16 protein-coding genes and 1 other RNA gene are annotated in these 15,512 nt (G+C 53.0%); 8 read left to right on the plus strand and 9 right to left on the minus strand.

Annotated elements, in window-relative coordinates:
- Positions 1 to 49: 49 nt before the first annotated feature.
- Both ssrS and FRY98_RS03985 read right to left on the minus strand, forming a co-directional pair.
- A non-coding RNA gene (ssrS, locus tag FRY98_RS03980) (6S RNA) lies at positions 50 to 240 on the minus strand.
- 85 nt (positions 241 to 325) lie between these two features.
- Positions 326 to 1,117, minus strand: coding sequence for a YesL family protein (locus tag FRY98_RS03985; protein WP_148450431.1), 792 nt, complete (start codon positions 1,115 to 1,117; stop codon positions 326 to 328).
- 178 nt (positions 1,118 to 1,295) lie between these two features.
- Between FRY98_RS03985 and FRY98_RS03990 the strand changes: the two genes are divergently transcribed.
- A complete protein-coding gene (locus FRY98_RS03990; RefSeq protein ID WP_148450432.1) occupies positions 1,296 to 1,400 on the plus strand; it encodes a sporulation protein YjcZ in 105 nt (34 codons plus the stop codon).
- Between the two features lie 97 nt (positions 1,401 to 1,497).
- Here FRY98_RS03990 and cshA read toward each other — a convergent pair whose 3' ends face one another.
- The gene (cshA, locus tag FRY98_RS03995; RefSeq protein ID WP_211373255.1) at positions 1,498 to 3,078 is read right to left on the minus strand and encodes a degradosome RNA helicase CshA; all 1,581 of its coding nucleotides are present in this window, start codon (positions 3,076 to 3,078) and stop codon (positions 1,498 to 1,500) included.
- A 262-nt stretch (positions 3,079 to 3,340) separates the two neighbouring features.
- On the opposite strand from cshA, the gene FRY98_RS04000 reads away from it, so the two are divergent.
- From FRY98_RS04000 to FRY98_RS04015, 4 genes are all read left to right on the plus strand, one after another.
- Positions 3,341 to 4,162 (plus strand): YitT family protein, encoded by an 822-nt coding sequence (locus FRY98_RS04000; protein ID WP_148450434.1) that lies wholly within the window; start codon positions 3,341 to 3,343, stop codon positions 4,160 to 4,162.
- 170 nt (positions 4,163 to 4,332) lie between these two features.
- Positions 4,333 to 4,533 carry a hypothetical protein gene (locus tag FRY98_RS04005; RefSeq protein ID WP_211373256.1) on the plus strand — a complete coding sequence of 67 codons (201 nt, stop codon included), beginning with the start codon at positions 4,333 to 4,335 and terminating at the stop codon, positions 4,531 to 4,533.
- Positions 4,534 to 4,769: 236 nt separating this feature from the next.
- A complete protein-coding gene (locus tag FRY98_RS04010; protein WP_148450435.1) occupies positions 4,770 to 5,951 on the plus strand; it encodes a putative glycoside hydrolase in 1,182 nt (393 codons plus the stop codon).
- Between the two features lie 120 nt (positions 5,952 to 6,071).
- Entirely contained in the window at positions 6,072 to 7,430 is a 1,359-nt protein-coding gene (locus FRY98_RS04015) for an MATE family efflux transporter (RefSeq protein ID WP_148450436.1), read from the plus strand.
- A 387-nt stretch (positions 7,431 to 7,817) separates the two neighbouring features.
- Here the strand turns inward: FRY98_RS04015 and pfkA are convergent, their stop codons facing one another.
- The 3 genes from pfkA to FRY98_RS04030 form a co-directional block, all read right to left on the minus strand.
- Positions 7,818 to 8,789 carry a 6-phosphofructokinase gene (gene pfkA, locus FRY98_RS04020; RefSeq protein ID WP_148450437.1) on the minus strand — a complete coding sequence of 324 codons (972 nt, stop codon included), beginning with the start codon at positions 8,787 to 8,789 and terminating at the stop codon, positions 7,818 to 7,820.
- A gap of 21 nt (positions 8,790 to 8,810) precedes the next feature.
- Positions 8,811 to 9,893: a tetraprenyl-beta-curcumene synthase family protein gene (locus FRY98_RS04025; RefSeq protein ID WP_148450438.1), complete on the minus strand. Its 1,083-nt coding sequence runs from the start codon at positions 9,891 to 9,893 to the stop codon at positions 8,811 to 8,813.
- Positions 9,894 to 9,983: 90 nt separating this feature from the next.
- A complete protein-coding gene (locus tag FRY98_RS04030; RefSeq protein ID WP_148450439.1) occupies positions 9,984 to 10,310 on the minus strand; it encodes a hypothetical protein in 327 nt (108 codons plus the stop codon).
- A gap of 173 nt (positions 10,311 to 10,483) precedes the next feature.
- On the opposite strand from FRY98_RS04030, the gene FRY98_RS04035 reads away from it, so the two are divergent.
- A complete protein-coding gene (locus tag FRY98_RS04035; protein ID WP_148450440.1) occupies positions 10,484 to 11,707 on the plus strand; it encodes an MFS transporter in 1,224 nt (407 codons plus the stop codon).
- Between the two features lie 601 nt (positions 11,708 to 12,308).
- On the opposite strand, the gene FRY98_RS04040 is transcribed toward FRY98_RS04035, so the two are convergent.
- The 3 genes from FRY98_RS04040 to FRY98_RS04050 all read right to left on the minus strand — a co-directional run bounded on the left by FRY98_RS04040 (position 12,309) and on the right by FRY98_RS04050 (position 14,644).
- Positions 12,309 to 13,205 carry a prenyltransferase/squalene oxidase repeat-containing protein gene (locus FRY98_RS04040; RefSeq protein ID WP_148450441.1) on the minus strand — a complete coding sequence of 299 codons (897 nt, stop codon included), beginning with the start codon at positions 13,203 to 13,205 and terminating at the stop codon, positions 12,309 to 12,311.
- A gap of 44 nt (positions 13,206 to 13,249) precedes the next feature.
- Positions 13,250 to 14,254, minus strand: coding sequence for a helix-turn-helix transcriptional regulator (locus FRY98_RS04045; protein ID WP_148450442.1), 1,005 nt, complete (start codon positions 14,252 to 14,254; stop codon positions 13,250 to 13,252).
- Between the two features lie 192 nt (positions 14,255 to 14,446).
- Complete coding sequence (locus tag FRY98_RS04050; protein WP_009222768.1) at positions 14,447 to 14,644, minus strand: cold shock domain-containing protein; 198 nt, start codon at positions 14,642 to 14,644, stop codon at positions 14,447 to 14,449.
- Between the two features lie 223 nt (positions 14,645 to 14,867).
- On the opposite strand from FRY98_RS04050, the gene FRY98_RS04055 reads away from it, so the two are divergent.
- Positions 14,868 to 15,101: a hypothetical protein gene (locus FRY98_RS04055; protein WP_148450443.1), complete on the plus strand. Its 234-nt coding sequence runs from the start codon at positions 14,868 to 14,870 to the stop codon at positions 15,099 to 15,101.
- A gap of 42 nt (positions 15,102 to 15,143) precedes the next feature.
- The gene (locus tag FRY98_RS04060; protein ID WP_148450444.1) at positions 15,144 to 15,323 is read left to right on the plus strand and encodes a hypothetical protein; all 180 of its coding nucleotides are present in this window, start codon (positions 15,144 to 15,146) and stop codon (positions 15,321 to 15,323) included.
- The last annotated feature ends 189 nt before the right edge of the window (positions 15,324 to 15,512 follow it).

A 15,512-nucleotide genomic window follows, 5' to 3' on the forward strand; every position in this document is an offset into this window, starting at 1 on the left:
GCTCCCATCCCAGGAGTTCCAGGCACTTCATTCATCCAGTTCTATAAAAAAGAGACCCGCCTATGCCGTCCGGTTACATTGTCTCGAACCTGCATTCGCAGGTGGGTGACCGCAGCGGCATTTTTGAAGTCCCCTCATCAACATGGATAGGGCCTTTCAGCCATGACGCAATGTAAGTCTCCCGAGACTTTGTCATTGGTTCAAAACAACATAGAACCGAAACGCACATCGCAGGACGTAAACCTATTATAAAACTTCGTTAAGGAAATGTAAACTTAGCGATTAAGGAAAATTCCCCCTCAACCATTGAAGCCATGAATACGGATCAATCCTTCTCCTTCGCTTCGCCTTCCGACAGCTCCGAAACCGAAGCTTCGGCTTCCGTGGCGGCGTCCCTCTCCTCGGCCTCCCGCATTTTCTCCACCTTCTCCTGGATCTTGTTATACGCGATAAAGAAGTTGTAGAAAGCGACCAGTGCGGTCAGGGTAGCAAAGCCAATGAAAACCAGCCACATAAAGCGCAGCGTCAGGAAAGCCAACACCACCACGCAAATCAAAGTGGAAAGTGCGCGGAACGGACGAATGATCGTCAGCAGGATCGCGTTTTTGATCAGCAAGGTCACCTTCAGATGATAATGCGCCACCAGGGAAAAGAAATTGAACAGCGATATCGAAAGCAACACGAGGAAGATCATCATGATCATGCCGAGCAGTTGCATGTTGTTTAGTTGGGTCATATAAAAATAATAATCGACGTACATGATTACGAATAAAAGCGTATAAAATAAGCCGCCAACCATGCTCTGCTTATAATTCTCTTTGTAGCCGCGGAAATACAATTTGATAATGCTTAAATCGGATTCCCCCATGACCCATTTACGCACGACGGTGAACAGCGCTGCGGTTGCCGGAAAAATTGTAAACGGTGCCAAAATAGCCATAAGATATAAGGTGGCATTCTCCGGCGGAGCTTCCGGATTTTGCATATACAAAAACTTGGTCATCAAAACAAAAAGGAAAGGTGAGGAACAAAGCACCCACAGCAGATTGCTGCCGGAGACCCGCATAATCCATTCCGTAATTTTATAAAAACCGCCCATTAACCCTTTGTATTCCAAGTAAAGTTCTCCCTCCGAAAGTAGTGAATTTGTCTATATACTACTATAGCATGTTTTTACAATGACTATCCAGCGCCTATTTTACTCGCCTTGGGCCGCCGTCTAAACCCGCCGGGGCACCCCGCCATACCATATAAAGAAATTTCAAACATCCAATATTTATTAAGGAGGTTATTTCATGTCCCAAGTAGGCGGAGGATACGGTGGTATCTGGACTTCGACGGGAACGATTCTGGTCCTGTTCATTTTGCTTGTCATCGTGAGCCGTTCGTTTCTGATCTGATCTCACGTGAATATTCACCTTTTCTGGAAAGAAAGCAAAAAAGAGGACGAATATGCATATTCGTCCTCTTTCCCTTTTCGTTCCTTGCGGAAGCGAATTATTGGTCAAACGAGGAGTTATCCTCGCGTTTGTACGGTTTGCGGTCACCGCTAGAGTTGGATGAGCGCGGTTTGCGGTCGGAGGAACGGTAGGAATCCCGGTTGCCGTCCTTGCTGTAACCGCCCTTGTTGCCATAGCCGCCGCGGCCGCCGCCGTCGCGGTTATCCCGGCGGTAACCGCCGCCACCACCGCCCCGGTTGCCGTACCCCGAAGGCTTGCGCCCGCTGGAACGGATGTCCGGATTCCGGCGTTTTACGCGGATCGGTTCCTCCGGCGTAAGCTCAATATTCGCTCTGTCGTTCTTGTCCCCGGTAATCAATTTGAAGGCGGCCGCCAACAGATTCACCGAGTCGTATTGTTCAAGCAGTTGGATAGCGATGCCTTTGTACTCGTTCAGTTCGCCCGCTTCAACCAGCTCGAGAATGCGCTCCGCCGTAATCCGCTGTTTGCCCTCAATCGCCTCCGCGATGCTTGGCAGCGGTTTGCGGGCGATTTTGTGGCGGGTAATGCGCTCGATAAAGTGCAGATGATCAATCTCACGCGGAGTGACGAACGACCATGCCGCCCCTTCCTTACCGGCACGGCCCGTACGGCCGATCCGGTGCACATAGCTCTCCGGATCCTGAGGCAGGTCGAAGTTGACGACATGGGTGACGCCGGATACGTCGAGACCGCGCGCCGCCACGTCCGTCGCAACAAGCACGTCGATGCTGCCGTCGCGGAATTTGCGCATCACGTTATCGCGCTGATTTTGCGACAAGTCGCCATGCAGTCCGTCCGCGGAGTAGCCGCGCTTCTGCAAAGCTTCCGAGAGCTCGTCGACCCGGCGCTTCGTACGTCCGAAGACGATCGCCAGTTCGGGAGATTCCATATCGAGCAAGCGGGTCAGGGCGTCGAATTTCTGCCGCTCATGGACTTCGATATAGGCCTGGTCGATCAGCGGAGCGCTGACTTGCTTAGGAATAACGGACACATGCTCCGGATTTTTCAGGAACTGCTGCGCCAGCTTCTGGATATTCGAAGGCATTGTAGCGGAAAATAGCATCGTCTGACGTTCTTCGGGAACCAGCTTCAGAATGGATTGAATATCGTCCATGAAGCCCATGTCCAGCATTTCATCCGCTTCGTCCAGGACGACGGTCTGAACGTCGTCAAGTTTGATCGTCTTCCGGTTGATGTGGTCGAGCAGTCGGCCCGGCGTACCGATAATGATTTGGGGTTTCTTCTTCAATGCGCGAATTTGGCGGACGATGTCTTGGCCGCCGTAAATAGGAAGGGAACGCGTGCCTTTGAAACGGGCCAGCTTGCCGATCTCCTCGGCTACCTGAATAGCGAGCTCACGCGTCGGTGTCATAATGAGAGCCACGATACGCTCTTCTTCCTTCGGGATTTTGTTGATCAGCGGCAGACCGAAAGCTGCGGTCTTCCCCGTACCGGTTTGTGCTTGTCCGATCAGGTCGCGGCCGGTCAAGGCAATCGGAATGGATTTGCTCTGAATCGGGGTGGCTTCCTCAAAACCGAGTTCCGTAATCGCTTGTAACACTTTAGGCTCTAAGCCGAAATCTGCAAATGTGTTCAAATTTTTCATACTCCTTCTATATAGTGGACATTCCACATTCTTGACTGTATTCTTAAGTAGCATTCAAACGTTTATAGACTATCCAATCTCTCCATAAAAGTTACATAGCGGATTGGAACGAAGAAATCAGAGGACGGTATTCACCGTTTAAAATGGAAAAGGATCCCTACTCAAGAACATCTCAAACATTATAGCACAAAACGAAACAAGAATACCAGCAAGCAGGTTGGTATACTTCCAGATTAACGCGAGGTGAAATTTTGTGTTCAAGAAAATCAGGAACTCGGTGGTCATTTTGATCGGGGCAGCGTTTATCGCCTCAGGCTTCAATCTGTTCCTTGTTCCGCATCATTTGCTGAGCGGGGGAGTCTCGGGCCTGGCCATGTTGACCGGATATTTCTCTCCGCTAAGCATCAGTGTCATGTATTTGGCCTATAACATCCCGATCCTGATCGCGGGGTGGTTTTTGCTCGGCAAAAAATTCGTCGGCTTAAGCATGCTCTCAGTCGCGGGGGTGACCTGGTTGATGGAGCTTCTCCCCGAAAAACCGCTGGCTTCCGACGTCTTGCTTTCCGCCGTTTTCGGCGGGGTGCTGGTCGGAATCGGCAGCGGCATCTCCTTCCGCGTCGGCGGCTCCTCGGGGGGATTTGATATCCTGGGCTCCATCGTGACCCGCTTCCGCGACTTCCCGGTGGGCAGCATTCTGGTCGGTTTGAACGCCGCGGTGATTTTGGCGATGGGCTACCTGGAAGGCAACTGGAATTTGGCGTTGGCCTCTATGGTTTCCATTTACCTTGCCGGTAAAGTGCTGGATTTCATTTACATCAACCATACGAAAGTGACGCTGTTTATCATTACGGACAAGACCGAAGAACTGCTCGAACAACTCCTTTGCAGGCCTCGCGGGGTGACCAAAATCAAAACGGAAGGAGCTTTTTCCCATAAGGAAAAAGATATGCTCATGACCGTTACGACCCGGTACGAATTGGCCGAACTCCGGGAAATCATCAAAAGGACCGATCCCGGAGCGTTCGTAAATATCGTCGAAACCGTCGGCGTCATGGGATCTTTCCGCAGAAGGTAAGTTTTCCCCTATGTTCCCGCCGTTCCATTTACACCGTAATGTGTTATAATAGTAACAAGCGGTTCCTTCGTCAACTCCATACGGTGTCCGATTTACCTTATTTCACAGGCTTTAGGCTTTTCCGATTTAGGAATGATTCCGGCAAAGAATGATTCTTGGGGGAAAGGGTGATGGATGTGGAAGCAGAAACGGTAAAACTGGAACAAATCGTCATGAAGTGGTTCCCGGATATGCTGCCTTTTTTAAATCAAAAGGAACTGAACTCCATGATCATCCTGCGCGATGGTCTGACTATCTTGGAACCGGAAGATGCCATGGAAATTATCCAGTTGAGCATTTGCGAGCACCAAAACAGCGCATATCTTCATTGAAATAAAGAGTTTACTCCCAAGGCCGTTTCTTCCGTCATAAGGACGGGAGAAGCGGTCTTGCTTTTGTTTACGCGCCCTCTTTTATGACGAAATCATAGAATAGAAGTTTAATAGACGGGATTTTGCGTTATAAATCAAGGGAATACGGAGCGCGAAAAATGATGACAAAGCTGTTCTTTCTGTTCGCCACCCATCGGATATAATCAGAAACGAGTGTATACAAGGGAGAGTAGATTATGAATATCATCTGGACACTTTTGCTTTTGGCCCTGGGGACTCATAGCGGAAGTCCTCCTGCGGAAGAGGCCGGGAAAGGTCAAATACATACCATCCTGCAGTCCTCCTATCAAACTTTCGCCGCAAATCTGACCCAAGGCCGACGGGATAATCCACTGCCCAAGGCCGAGTTGGTCGTTCCGGCTCGGGTGGATGCGCCGAAGGTGAAAGGGATTTATGTGACGGCCTATAGCGCCGGAGGAGAGCGGCTGAACAAACTGATCAACCTGCTGGACAGCACGGAGCTGAACGCGATGGTGATCGATATCAAGGACGATGCCGGATATATTACATATAAAACCGACAATCCGACCTTGCAGAAACTGGGCAAACCGCAGCCCTTTATCCGGGATATTGACGGGTTGATGGAGCGGATGAACAAACATGAAATTTATCCGATCGCCCGCGTCGTGGTGTTCAAGGATACGATCCTGGCCAAGAACAAACCGGAGCTATCGTTCCGCAAGAGCGATGGCAGCGTTTGGACCAACGGCAACGGAGACGGATTCGTCAACCCGTATAGCAAGGAAGTTTGGGACTATAATATAGAGGTTGCCAAAGAAGCGGCCAAGCACGGTTTCAAGGAAATTCAATTCGACTATGTCCGTTTTCCGGAGGGTTTTGAGAAGCGGGCCGATACGCTGAAATACACGAAAAACGAACTGAGCCGGATCGATACGGTTGCGGCTTTCGTGAAATACGCCCGCGAACAACTGGAGCCGCTCGGCATCAAAGTTTCTGTCGATATTTTCGGGTATGCCGCCTCCGTCCCTGCCGCCGAGGGGATCGGTCAGGACTTTGTGAAAATTTCCGACCAGGTCGATATCATCTGCCCGATGATTTATCCGAGCCATTATACAACCGGCTGGTTTAACGCCAAGGACCCCGATAAGGCGCCGTACCAAACGATCAAAGGAGCGATTGCGGATACGCAGAAGAAGCTGGCGGCTCTTGGCGAAGAACAGCCCGTTATCCGTCCTTGGATCCAGGATTTCACGGCCAGCTGGCTGGGAAAAGGCCATTACACCAAGTACGGAAAACATGAAGTGCAGGAGCAGATCCGCGCCCTGAACGAGATGAACATCGATGAATATCTGCTGTGGAACGCCTCCAACCGCTATACCGAAGGCGTCGAGTTCTAGATCAAATCGAACCGCACTGATTTAAATCCTATTAATTCGTAAATGGAACGAAACATAACCAACCTGCAGGACCCGGGGAAATTGCCTGGGTCCTGATTCAATGAAATGGAGCCGTGCCTTATGAAAGAAACCCGGAATCTAAAACAAAAATACATACAGTTTCTAACCATCCTATTGCCTATTCTGGTGACCCAGGTAACGATGTCGCTCATGACTTTCTTCGATACAACGATGTCGGGCCACGCCAGCCCGGCCGATCTGGCGGGGGCCGCCATCGGCTCAAGCATCTGGATCCCGGTCCAAACCGGGCTCAGCGGCATTCTGATGGGGATTACACCGATCGTCTCCCAGTTGGTCGGGGGCGGGCAGCAGAGCAAAGTCGGATACCATGTGCTGCAGGCTCTGTGGCTGGCAGTCGCGGTCAGTCTGGCCGTGCTGATTGCCGGCGGTTTGCTGGTCTCCCCGATCCTGAACGGGATGCAGCTCGAGCCCAAAGTCCATCATGTCGCCTTCTATTTTCTCGTGGCCCTGTCGACGGGGATCCTGCCTTTATTCGGCTACATCGTCATCCGCTCCTTTATCGACTCCCTGGGCCAAACCCGGGTATCGATGCTGATCACCCTCGTGTCCCTCCCGTTGAACGTCGGCGCGGGATACGTGCTGATTTTCGGCAAGTTCGGTTTTCCCCGCCTTGGAGGTATCGGTTCCGGCATCGCCACCGCCTTTACGTATTGGTGTATTTTCTTGCTAGCCCTGGGGATCGTGCATAAAATGCAGCCGTTCGCGGGTTACGGCGTTTTTCGCAAATTTCATGCCGTTTCGTTGGCGAAATGGAAAGAACTGATGAAGATCGGCGTGCCGATCGGCTTTGCCATCTTCTTTGAAACGGCCGTCTTCGCCGCCGTAACGCTGTTGATGAGCCGGTTCGACACCCTGACGATCGCGGCGCATCAGGCCGCCAACAATTTCGCTTCGACGCTTTATATGATCCCGCTCAGCATCTGCTTGGCCCTGACGATACTCGTTAGCTTCGAGACCGGTGCCAAGCGGCCCAAAGACGCCAAGCAATACGGCGCGCTGGGCATCTTCACGGCCGCGGGGCTGTCTTTGCTGACCGCCGTCATTCTGATGGTGTTCCGCGAAGGCGTCGCCGGCTTGTACTCCAGCGATCCGGAAGTCATCGCCCTGATTTCGCATTTCTTGGTCTACGCCATTTTCTTTCAAATCTCCGATGCGATTGCCACGCCGGTGCAAGGGGTACTCCGCGGTTACAAGGACGTCAATCCGGGCTTTTGGATTACGCTGCTGGCATTCTGGGTGATCGGCCTGCCTCTCGGCTACGGGCTGGCCAACTTCACGAACCTCGGTCCTTACGGCTACTGGATCGGCCTGATTTCAGGGCTGGGCGTGGCGGCCATCCTGCTCTTGCGGCGGTTGTTCGTCATCCAAAAGCGAATGGAACTTCGATTGAGCGCTTAAACTTTCTTGAAGCCAAGCGGTGTAAAAGGTTCTCTTCACACTCTTGACCTGCTATTAAGAGTTTGGTTCGAATTAGAGGGAATTGTTCCCGTTAATTCGGCGCGTATGCGGCCGCAGAGGCGAATTAGCTGGAAAACCTCCCGCTAATTCGTCTGAAATTGCGTATATCGGCAATAGGGCCGCGAAATAAATGGAGCTTTTCCAGCTAAATCCGATCAAGGGGCCAAGAGCGGTATATTAACGGGAATTTTTCCCGTTAACGGTGTAGACTCCGACGGTGGGATCTTATACTACCACCCCCCAAAAAAAGACCGGCTTCCCACGTCATTCAACTGACAGGAGGAAGCCGGTCTTTTTTATAATCGATCGTTTAAGATGCCGTCAAGCTTACTGGGAAAGCCGCGAAGCCAGTTCATACAGTTCCATGTTGAACTCCTTCTTGGTGGAAACCACCTGCTCGATATCCGTCAGCACCATTTCGCCGCCGATCATGCCGCAAGCCTTGTTCGATTCTCCGGCAATCAGGCTGCGTACGGCAAAATCGCCCAAGCGGCTGGCCAGGTTGCGGTCGAACGGCGTCGGCGATCCGCCGCGCTGGATATGCCCGAGTACCGTCGCCCGAGGTTCTACGGTAGGTTGGCGTTTCTTGATCGCCTGAACGACCTCTTCGCCCGTTCCGACACCTTCGGCCACGATCACGATACTGTGTCTCTTGCCGTTGTCGAAGTTCTGTTTCATGCGGTCCGCCACTTCATTCAGATCGAACGGCACTTCCGGAATCAGGATTGTTTCCGCTCCCGCCGCAAGCCCGGCGTGGAGGGCGATATCTCCGGAATGACGACCCATGACCTCAACGACCGAAGCGCGCTCATGGGAGGACATCGTGTCCCGCAGCTTATTCACCGCATCCACCACAATGCCGACAGCCGTGTCGAAACCGATCGTGTAGTCCGTAAACGAAATATCGTTATCGATCGTCCCCGGCAAGCCCATTGTCTTGATACCCAGCTTGCTCAGCTTCTCGGCGCCTTGGTAGGATCCGTCCCCGCCGATCACGACCAGGCCGTCGATGCCGCGGTCCCGCAAAATTTGCGCGCCCTTCTGCTGACCTTCCGGCGTCTTGAACTCCAGGCAGCGGGCCGATTGCAGAATCGTGCCCCCACGCTGGATAATATCGCCGACACTGCGGATATCCATGGAGAAGATATCATTGTTTAACAGCCCTTGATAACCGCGCTGGATGCCGAACACCTCCAGGCCGTAAAACAGGCCGCTGCGAACTACGGCGCGCACCGCCGCGTTCATGCCTTGGGAATCTCCTCCACTGGTGAGGACTGCGATTTTTTTAACTGCTGACATGAATTTTCCTCCTAATTGTTATTAAAGATGCTGTTTGCGTATCCAAAGGCTGTTGGCAAAGAAAAACAACCGCATCAGCGGGCTCCTTCGCATCAATTGCCTGGACACGTCCCGGATTTCGCGCTGCTCGCTTACCTTCGGATCCGATAAATAAAGCGCCAGCAATCCCTCGATGATCATCCGATGAAAAGAAGAGGCCGGAAGCCGCTTAATGTCCCGACGGGCTCCCTCCACAATAAGCGCGATCCGTTTCAGCATCGTTTCTTTGTTCTCATAATAGCTGCAAAAGTTCAAATCTCCGCCTACCTCATCCTCCGCTTGGTCAATCAAATAATCGAGCATGATATGTAATCCGCAAACATGAGGGAAATAGGAGCGTTGAATGATCTCTGCGCTGTCGTTATCCAGATCGGGGTTGCTGGCTGCCAAAAATAGCATAAACACCCCGAGCGTGGAGCCTGTCGCCGCAGCGAACTCGTTCCAGCGCAAATGAGGAGTCCGATGCTTGTGCTGTTCCCACCAACGGACCAACGCTTGCTCCCGGCGGTTCGGAGCGATATGCTTGTACACCTGAAGATCGGTATACAATTGTACCAGATCCACGATGTAAGGCTTCGCCGCCGGATATCCGGGAAGCTTCAGAATATTCGACCGGCAAGTCTGTACTAGATGCAGAAGATAGCCTCCATCGTCGCTCTCCTCGCGCAGCGCGTAGTAATCCCGTACCTGCGCGCAAGGATTCACCGCATCAAGCATGCTTTGATGAAGCAGGCGAAAGTCATGTTCGTCCATGGACGTGCTCCGGTCGCACAAATTGTCAAGGTAGTCGCTAATCGTTTGAAACGCCACGATTAAGGGAATCAATACGTCGCGCTGAGCCAAATTCGCCGCGGCATACACCGAACCGCCCTGACAATGGAATTCCTTCGTCGCGATGCTGGCAAGCGCTTGTCTTCTCAGCTCAGGATCGGGAATCGCACCCGCTTCCTGTCTCCAGCCATCCAGTTCGTTCCGCACTCCGGGAAGAATGAACTTATAGACACGGCTCATCAACCGGATCGGTTCTTTCGGAAACTGATTTCGGCTTTGCTCCAGTTCTATCAATGGCCTGCCTCCACTACATCATCAAGTAATGCATGATAAAAATCATTCTATATTATAATATGATCCAACTTTTTGCACAAATAAACAAAATCACAAGTGACTTTTGCCGGAAATCGCGGGCTCCTCCTGCGTCGTCCGGTACCAAATATGCAAATCGTTGATGATGCTGGCCAGCTCCGCAATTTCCCCATTCAGCCTGCAGCTGGCCTGAAAATCACTCTCCTCGTTCATTTGCGCCAGCTTGCGTTCGATTTCGCGTTCCAGTTTTTTCACTTTATCCGGGATCCGCCCGCGGGTGTCCTCCCAAAGTTCAATCATGGCCAGCCGCTCCGCGGGTCTGTACTCTTCAAACGGCCGGTCCAGCGAAGGGACATGAATCCCGAGGCGTTCGTCATAGATAAAGCAGGAACCGTGCATCCTTCATCCCTCCGGAGCATACAAATTTCGCCTTCCGCATATGCCTCATATTATACACAGAACCTGCAAGGATACTAGACTCTTTTTTGCGCGTCTGTGCTATACTAGGCCTTAACTAGCTAATATTCTCTGAGCGTGCAGCTCATAAACGACGAAACGGAGCTTAGCGAACAATGAATTCCTCCCCGACCTCGCGGCCGGAGCTTCCATGGCTTCGGGCTTTTTCATTTACCATATTCGGCACGAGCGTGCTTGTTGCGTCTTACTTCCCTTTGTTCTATGCCAAGCTCGGATTCTCCAATAGTCAAATCGGACTGCTTTACGCCCTGGGCCCGATGATTTCGCTGATAGCGAATCTGTTCTGGAGCGTTGCCAGCGACAAATACCGGACGATCAAAAAAATTATGATCCTCCTGCTCATCGGACAGATTATCATGAGCGCGCTTCTGTCGGTGTCGACTCAATTTTCCGTCATCATTGCGGTCATTACGATGTATTACTTTTTCTATTACCCGGCTTTCCCGCTATCCGATACGATCGCCATCAACGCGGCCAAACGGCATAACAAGCATTTTCTGACCGTACGGATCTTCGGCTCGATCGGATACGCCTTTTTCGCCCTGTTTATCGGCTATGTCCTGTCGATGATCGGATCCTCCCGAACGATGTGGGTGGCTATCGGTATCGCCGCAATCGCGCTGTTCATCACATGTTTCATCAAGGATCAGGACAGTCCGGTCGCAAAAATGGATATGTCGGGCATCTGGGGCATTTTGAAGCAGAAGGAGCTGCTTTGGTTTTTCGGCTGCGTGTTTTCCCTGGCGATCGCCGTACGGATGAACGATGCGTTCCTGACGGTGACATTGAATCAACTCGGCGCCAGCGAAAAATTGATCGGCTGGTCGCAGCTCGCCTCTTCCTTATCTGAGATTCCGATCTTCATTTTGCTCAGCCTGTACGGTGAAAAAATCAAGGAACTTCCGCTGCTCGTTTTCGCCAGCCTGATCTTTGCCGCCCGTTTCTTTTTGGTCAGCGCGGCGGACTCGGCCGGGGCGATCATCGCCATTCAACTGATGCACAGCCTGTCCTTCGGCGTGTTTTACGTCACCTCGATCCGGATGTTGACCCGGCTGATCCCGGATCATTACCGCGCGACGGGGATGGCGCTGTTTACCATCGCTTGGTCGAGCGCCTCCGGGCTGCTGAGCGGTACGTTCGGCGGCATCCTCTTCGAACGGTTCGGGCGGCACGACTTCTATCTCGTCGCCATGGGCTTCGCCCTCTTGGCCGGCGTCGGCTTCGCCAGCCGATACTTGCACAGGGGCCCGCGGCTGCGTGCAACCGGAGCGGATGTGTCCCCTGCGGCGAACGCAAAAGCCGGAGAGGAGATCCGGTAACGGCTTATAAGAAAGGCCAATAGGCTTACTCTCCGAGTAGGAAAGTAAGCCTATTTAGTGCTCTTTCGTCTATGAATTCGGCACGGCTGCAGGGTTCGCGGCGTTGCGGCGCTAGCGCCCCATTTAGCCCAAAGCGATCAAGGCACCTGGCGCACTTCGTACACTTCGTACACTTCCTACACTTCCAGCACTTCCAGCATTTCCAGCATTTCCACACTTCCAACTTCAAAAAGATGCAAATCTGCAGGTATTTTAGCCGATTCGCGCCGGGATGCGAAAAAAGATGCAAATCTGCAGGTATTTCCGGTGAGATTAGAGAAACGAGCCGGTTTCGTCGAAAATTCCTGCAGAATCGCAGGAATTTTGAATTTTTTTGCTCCAAACGAGAAAAAAGCATGCATATATGCAGGAATTTTATGTTATCCAGGTTGTCCCAGGACAATCCCTGATTTATGGGGCCCGCAACAGGACAAAAGGCCTCTATCGCGCCAGTCAGATCACACCGGTCAGATTACACAGGCCACATCACACCAGACCACATCGCATCAGTCATACCTTCGCTTGTACACTTATTGTCCGGCAGCAAAGCCCGGCGGCTGAGCTAAACCACACCGTACGCTTTAAGCGTCCTCAAGTTTTGCACCGTAATCCAGCCGCGCCACTCCAGCTCTCCGGCCGGACTGACCGCCGGGAAACTGATGTTCCATCCGCCGTCCGCTTGTTGCTCACCGATCAGCCAATCCAGATGAATCGTAAGCTCCTCTGGGGATATCAGGCGGGAAGCGTAGGAACCTGGGGCCGGCGCATAGTCGAGCACCTTATGGACGTAGCCCTGGGCGTGCGGATCTTTTTCGATGCCTTGCGGTCCCGTGAGCCATTCATCCAACCGGGCCCGGTATTTCGCCGCTCGCTCCCGGTCGGTTTCAGGGACATGTTCCAAGAACGACATCCATTGCGCCGCATCGTGAAAATCACCGGGAAGTTGTTCTTCGAGACAGCGCCACACGAACGAGACGTTCTCCTTAAACCAGGCTTCTTCCTTAAAATCCGTCCGTACTTGCTGTTCAAGCAGCATCCCGAGGATGCTGCCGGTCGGATTCAAGGAAGGGACGCCGCCCTGCTCCGTCGTCCACCAAGGGGCGTGCGGATAGGCGTTGACGGCCGTCGTCGCCCTTGGAAATCCTCCGCCTCCCAACGTCAGCTCTTTCAAATACTTCAGCACGCCGTCCATTAGCTCGCTGTCCCAGCCGTCGACTTCCCGGATAACCATCAAGGCGGTTTCGGTCGTCACCGGTTGACTGTCCGGACAGCGCATATCCGGTTCCAGTCCGTTCCCGAACCCACCGTCCCCGTTCCGGTAAGGACGCAAAGCATCGAGCACCCGCTGCTTGGTGCCGTCTTCGAATGCGTAAGCATATCGCATCCGATCCAGCAAGCGCGCATGACCGTAAACAAACTCCCGGCCGCGTTCCAAAATCTCTTTACGTAATCCGTTCATAGTAACCAAGCCTCCATCGTTCAAATTGAGGGCCGCGGGCCTTCTTAAACATACCTGGCCGCAACGGCCTGAGCCCGTTCACGCAGGGCGGTGCGCAACGCCGGAGGCTCCAGGACCTCGACATCCAGCCCCATACCGTAAAAAAACGAAATCGCCCAATCCCATTCCGTGGCCGGACATGCAAATGCCAGCTCCCAGACCTCGTCGCCCGTCTGCTTGACAAGATGCCCGATATCGGGGTCCTGCTCCGCGAGCAGCGCCCCGCGGTAGGTCAGCCGGGCGGCGACGGGAATCGGGGCCGAGTCGGGCGGCAGACCCGCGGCAGCGGAGGCGTACAGCCCGCAGGAATCCGGTCCCCCATCCGCCGAAGCCACTGCGGCGGGGATCTCCGGCGCGCCGGCCGCCCCCTTCATCACCGCGCCCTCCGGTGGCTCCGCCCTGCCGACCGCCTCGAACCGGTCCACGCGAAACGTGCGCTGTTCCCCGTGCAGCGGCGATTCGGCCACGCAGTACCAGAAGCCGTAAGCCGCGTAGACGCGGATCGGGCGAAGGTGGAGTTCCCGCCGGTAGCGCTGGGACCGGTAGACCGCCCGGACCCAGTTCCCTTCGGCCGCGTGGCGGAACAGGGCGTCCAAATGCGGCGTTCTGCTCCGGCGGTCCGGCACCTCCAGCCCGATATGCGCGAGCCACGTGGTGACTTCGCCCAGCGTCCCTTCCGGCAGCGCCGAACGGATTTTGTCGGCCGCAGTCCAGCGCGCCTGCCGGAACGGACCATCGCTGTACTTGGCCATTCCGTCCAGCGCCATCAGCAAGGTCAGCGCCTCGTCCGAGGTTAACTGCAGCGGCGCCAGACGGTAGCCTTCCATCAGCCGATAGCCGCCGCCCGGGCCGGAAACGGCATACAGCGGCACCCCCATTTCCGACAATGCCTGCATGTCCCGCAGTACCGTCCGCTTGGACACTTCCAGCTTATCGGCAAGAGACTGGGCCGTCTCGGCCCGCTGCTGCAGCGCCATCATAATCGCCATCATCCGGTCCATCCGTTTCATAAATCGTGTTCCCCTCCCGGTACGTTACCAGCTTAACAAAAGATCGGTGACAGCAGCCTGTCACCAATTATTGAGACGTTATGTATTTTTTCAGATTATACCAAAAAAAGACACAGCCCATTTAGAGCTGTGCCTTTCATTATCGTGCTTAGAACCAAACTTTATAAGTGATCCGGCAGACCGGAATTGGTCTTATAATTTGATTACGTTAGCAGCTTGAGGACCACGGTTACCGTCGGTGATTTCGAACTCAACCGCTTGGCCTTCTTCTAAAGTTTTGAAACCTTCTCCTTGAATAGCGGAGAAATGAACGAATACGTCCTCGCCGCCTTCAACTTGGATAAAGCCATAGCCTTTTTCTGCGTTAAACCATTTAACTGTACCTTTCAAATGAACAACCTCCTAAAAATAATCGTCATCATTGACGAATACCCATATTATACTCTATGCCCCAGCACATTGCAACGTGACATTTTCGGTGAAGTTCCGCATCGTTTTAATTTCATCCGGAGAACGTAATCATTTGCTTTCCTTTAAGGCGTGAGGTATCATTTTACATAAAAATATTTCCATAACATAAGCAGTCTAACCGCCAAAGAACGGAGTCGTTACGATGATCAAAAAACACGAAATATATAAAAAAGACAAATGGAATATGATGACCGTGGAAGTCCAGGGAAAATACATCATCCTCCGGGAAATCTCGGACCAGTGGGGCGAGGAATCCCATACGTTTCTAAGCCGTCCCGCGCTAATGCAATGGGCGCAGAACCGTTTTCCCAAAGAGGACTACGCGGGGCGGGAAGAAGAATGGCATGACATCATGAACGCCTTTAAACAGGTTTAATGCCGTACGGGTCCCCGAATATGTTGTGAATGGAGTCAATGCATGGACAATTCCAATCTTTTTATTTTTATAGTTTGCGCTTTTGCTTTGGGCGTCGTGCTGATTTTGAGCAGAAACAACGTCCCTCCCCGGCTTCGGCGCGGTTTCGCCTTGACCGCGGTCATTATGGTCGCGGTAGCGTTTATTTTGATGATCTACAGTTTATACACCATGGGTACATAAATATAAATAACGGTGGCCGGCGGAGGGCATAATAGGGAAATGTCTCTAGATTCAGGGAGGTTCCCAATCGATTATGAAAAAGCACCGCCTTCTCTCCCTCCTGCTGGCCGTCAGCCTGACGGCCGCGGTCCTGCCCGGTACCGCAGCCCGACCGCATATGACGGCAAACGCCGCAGCAGCTTACCCAAA

Origin of the sequence: Paenibacillus faecis, assembly GCF_008084145.1 — a bacterium.
GTDB lineage: Bacteria > Bacillota > Bacilli > Paenibacillales > Paenibacillaceae > Fontibacillus > Fontibacillus faecis.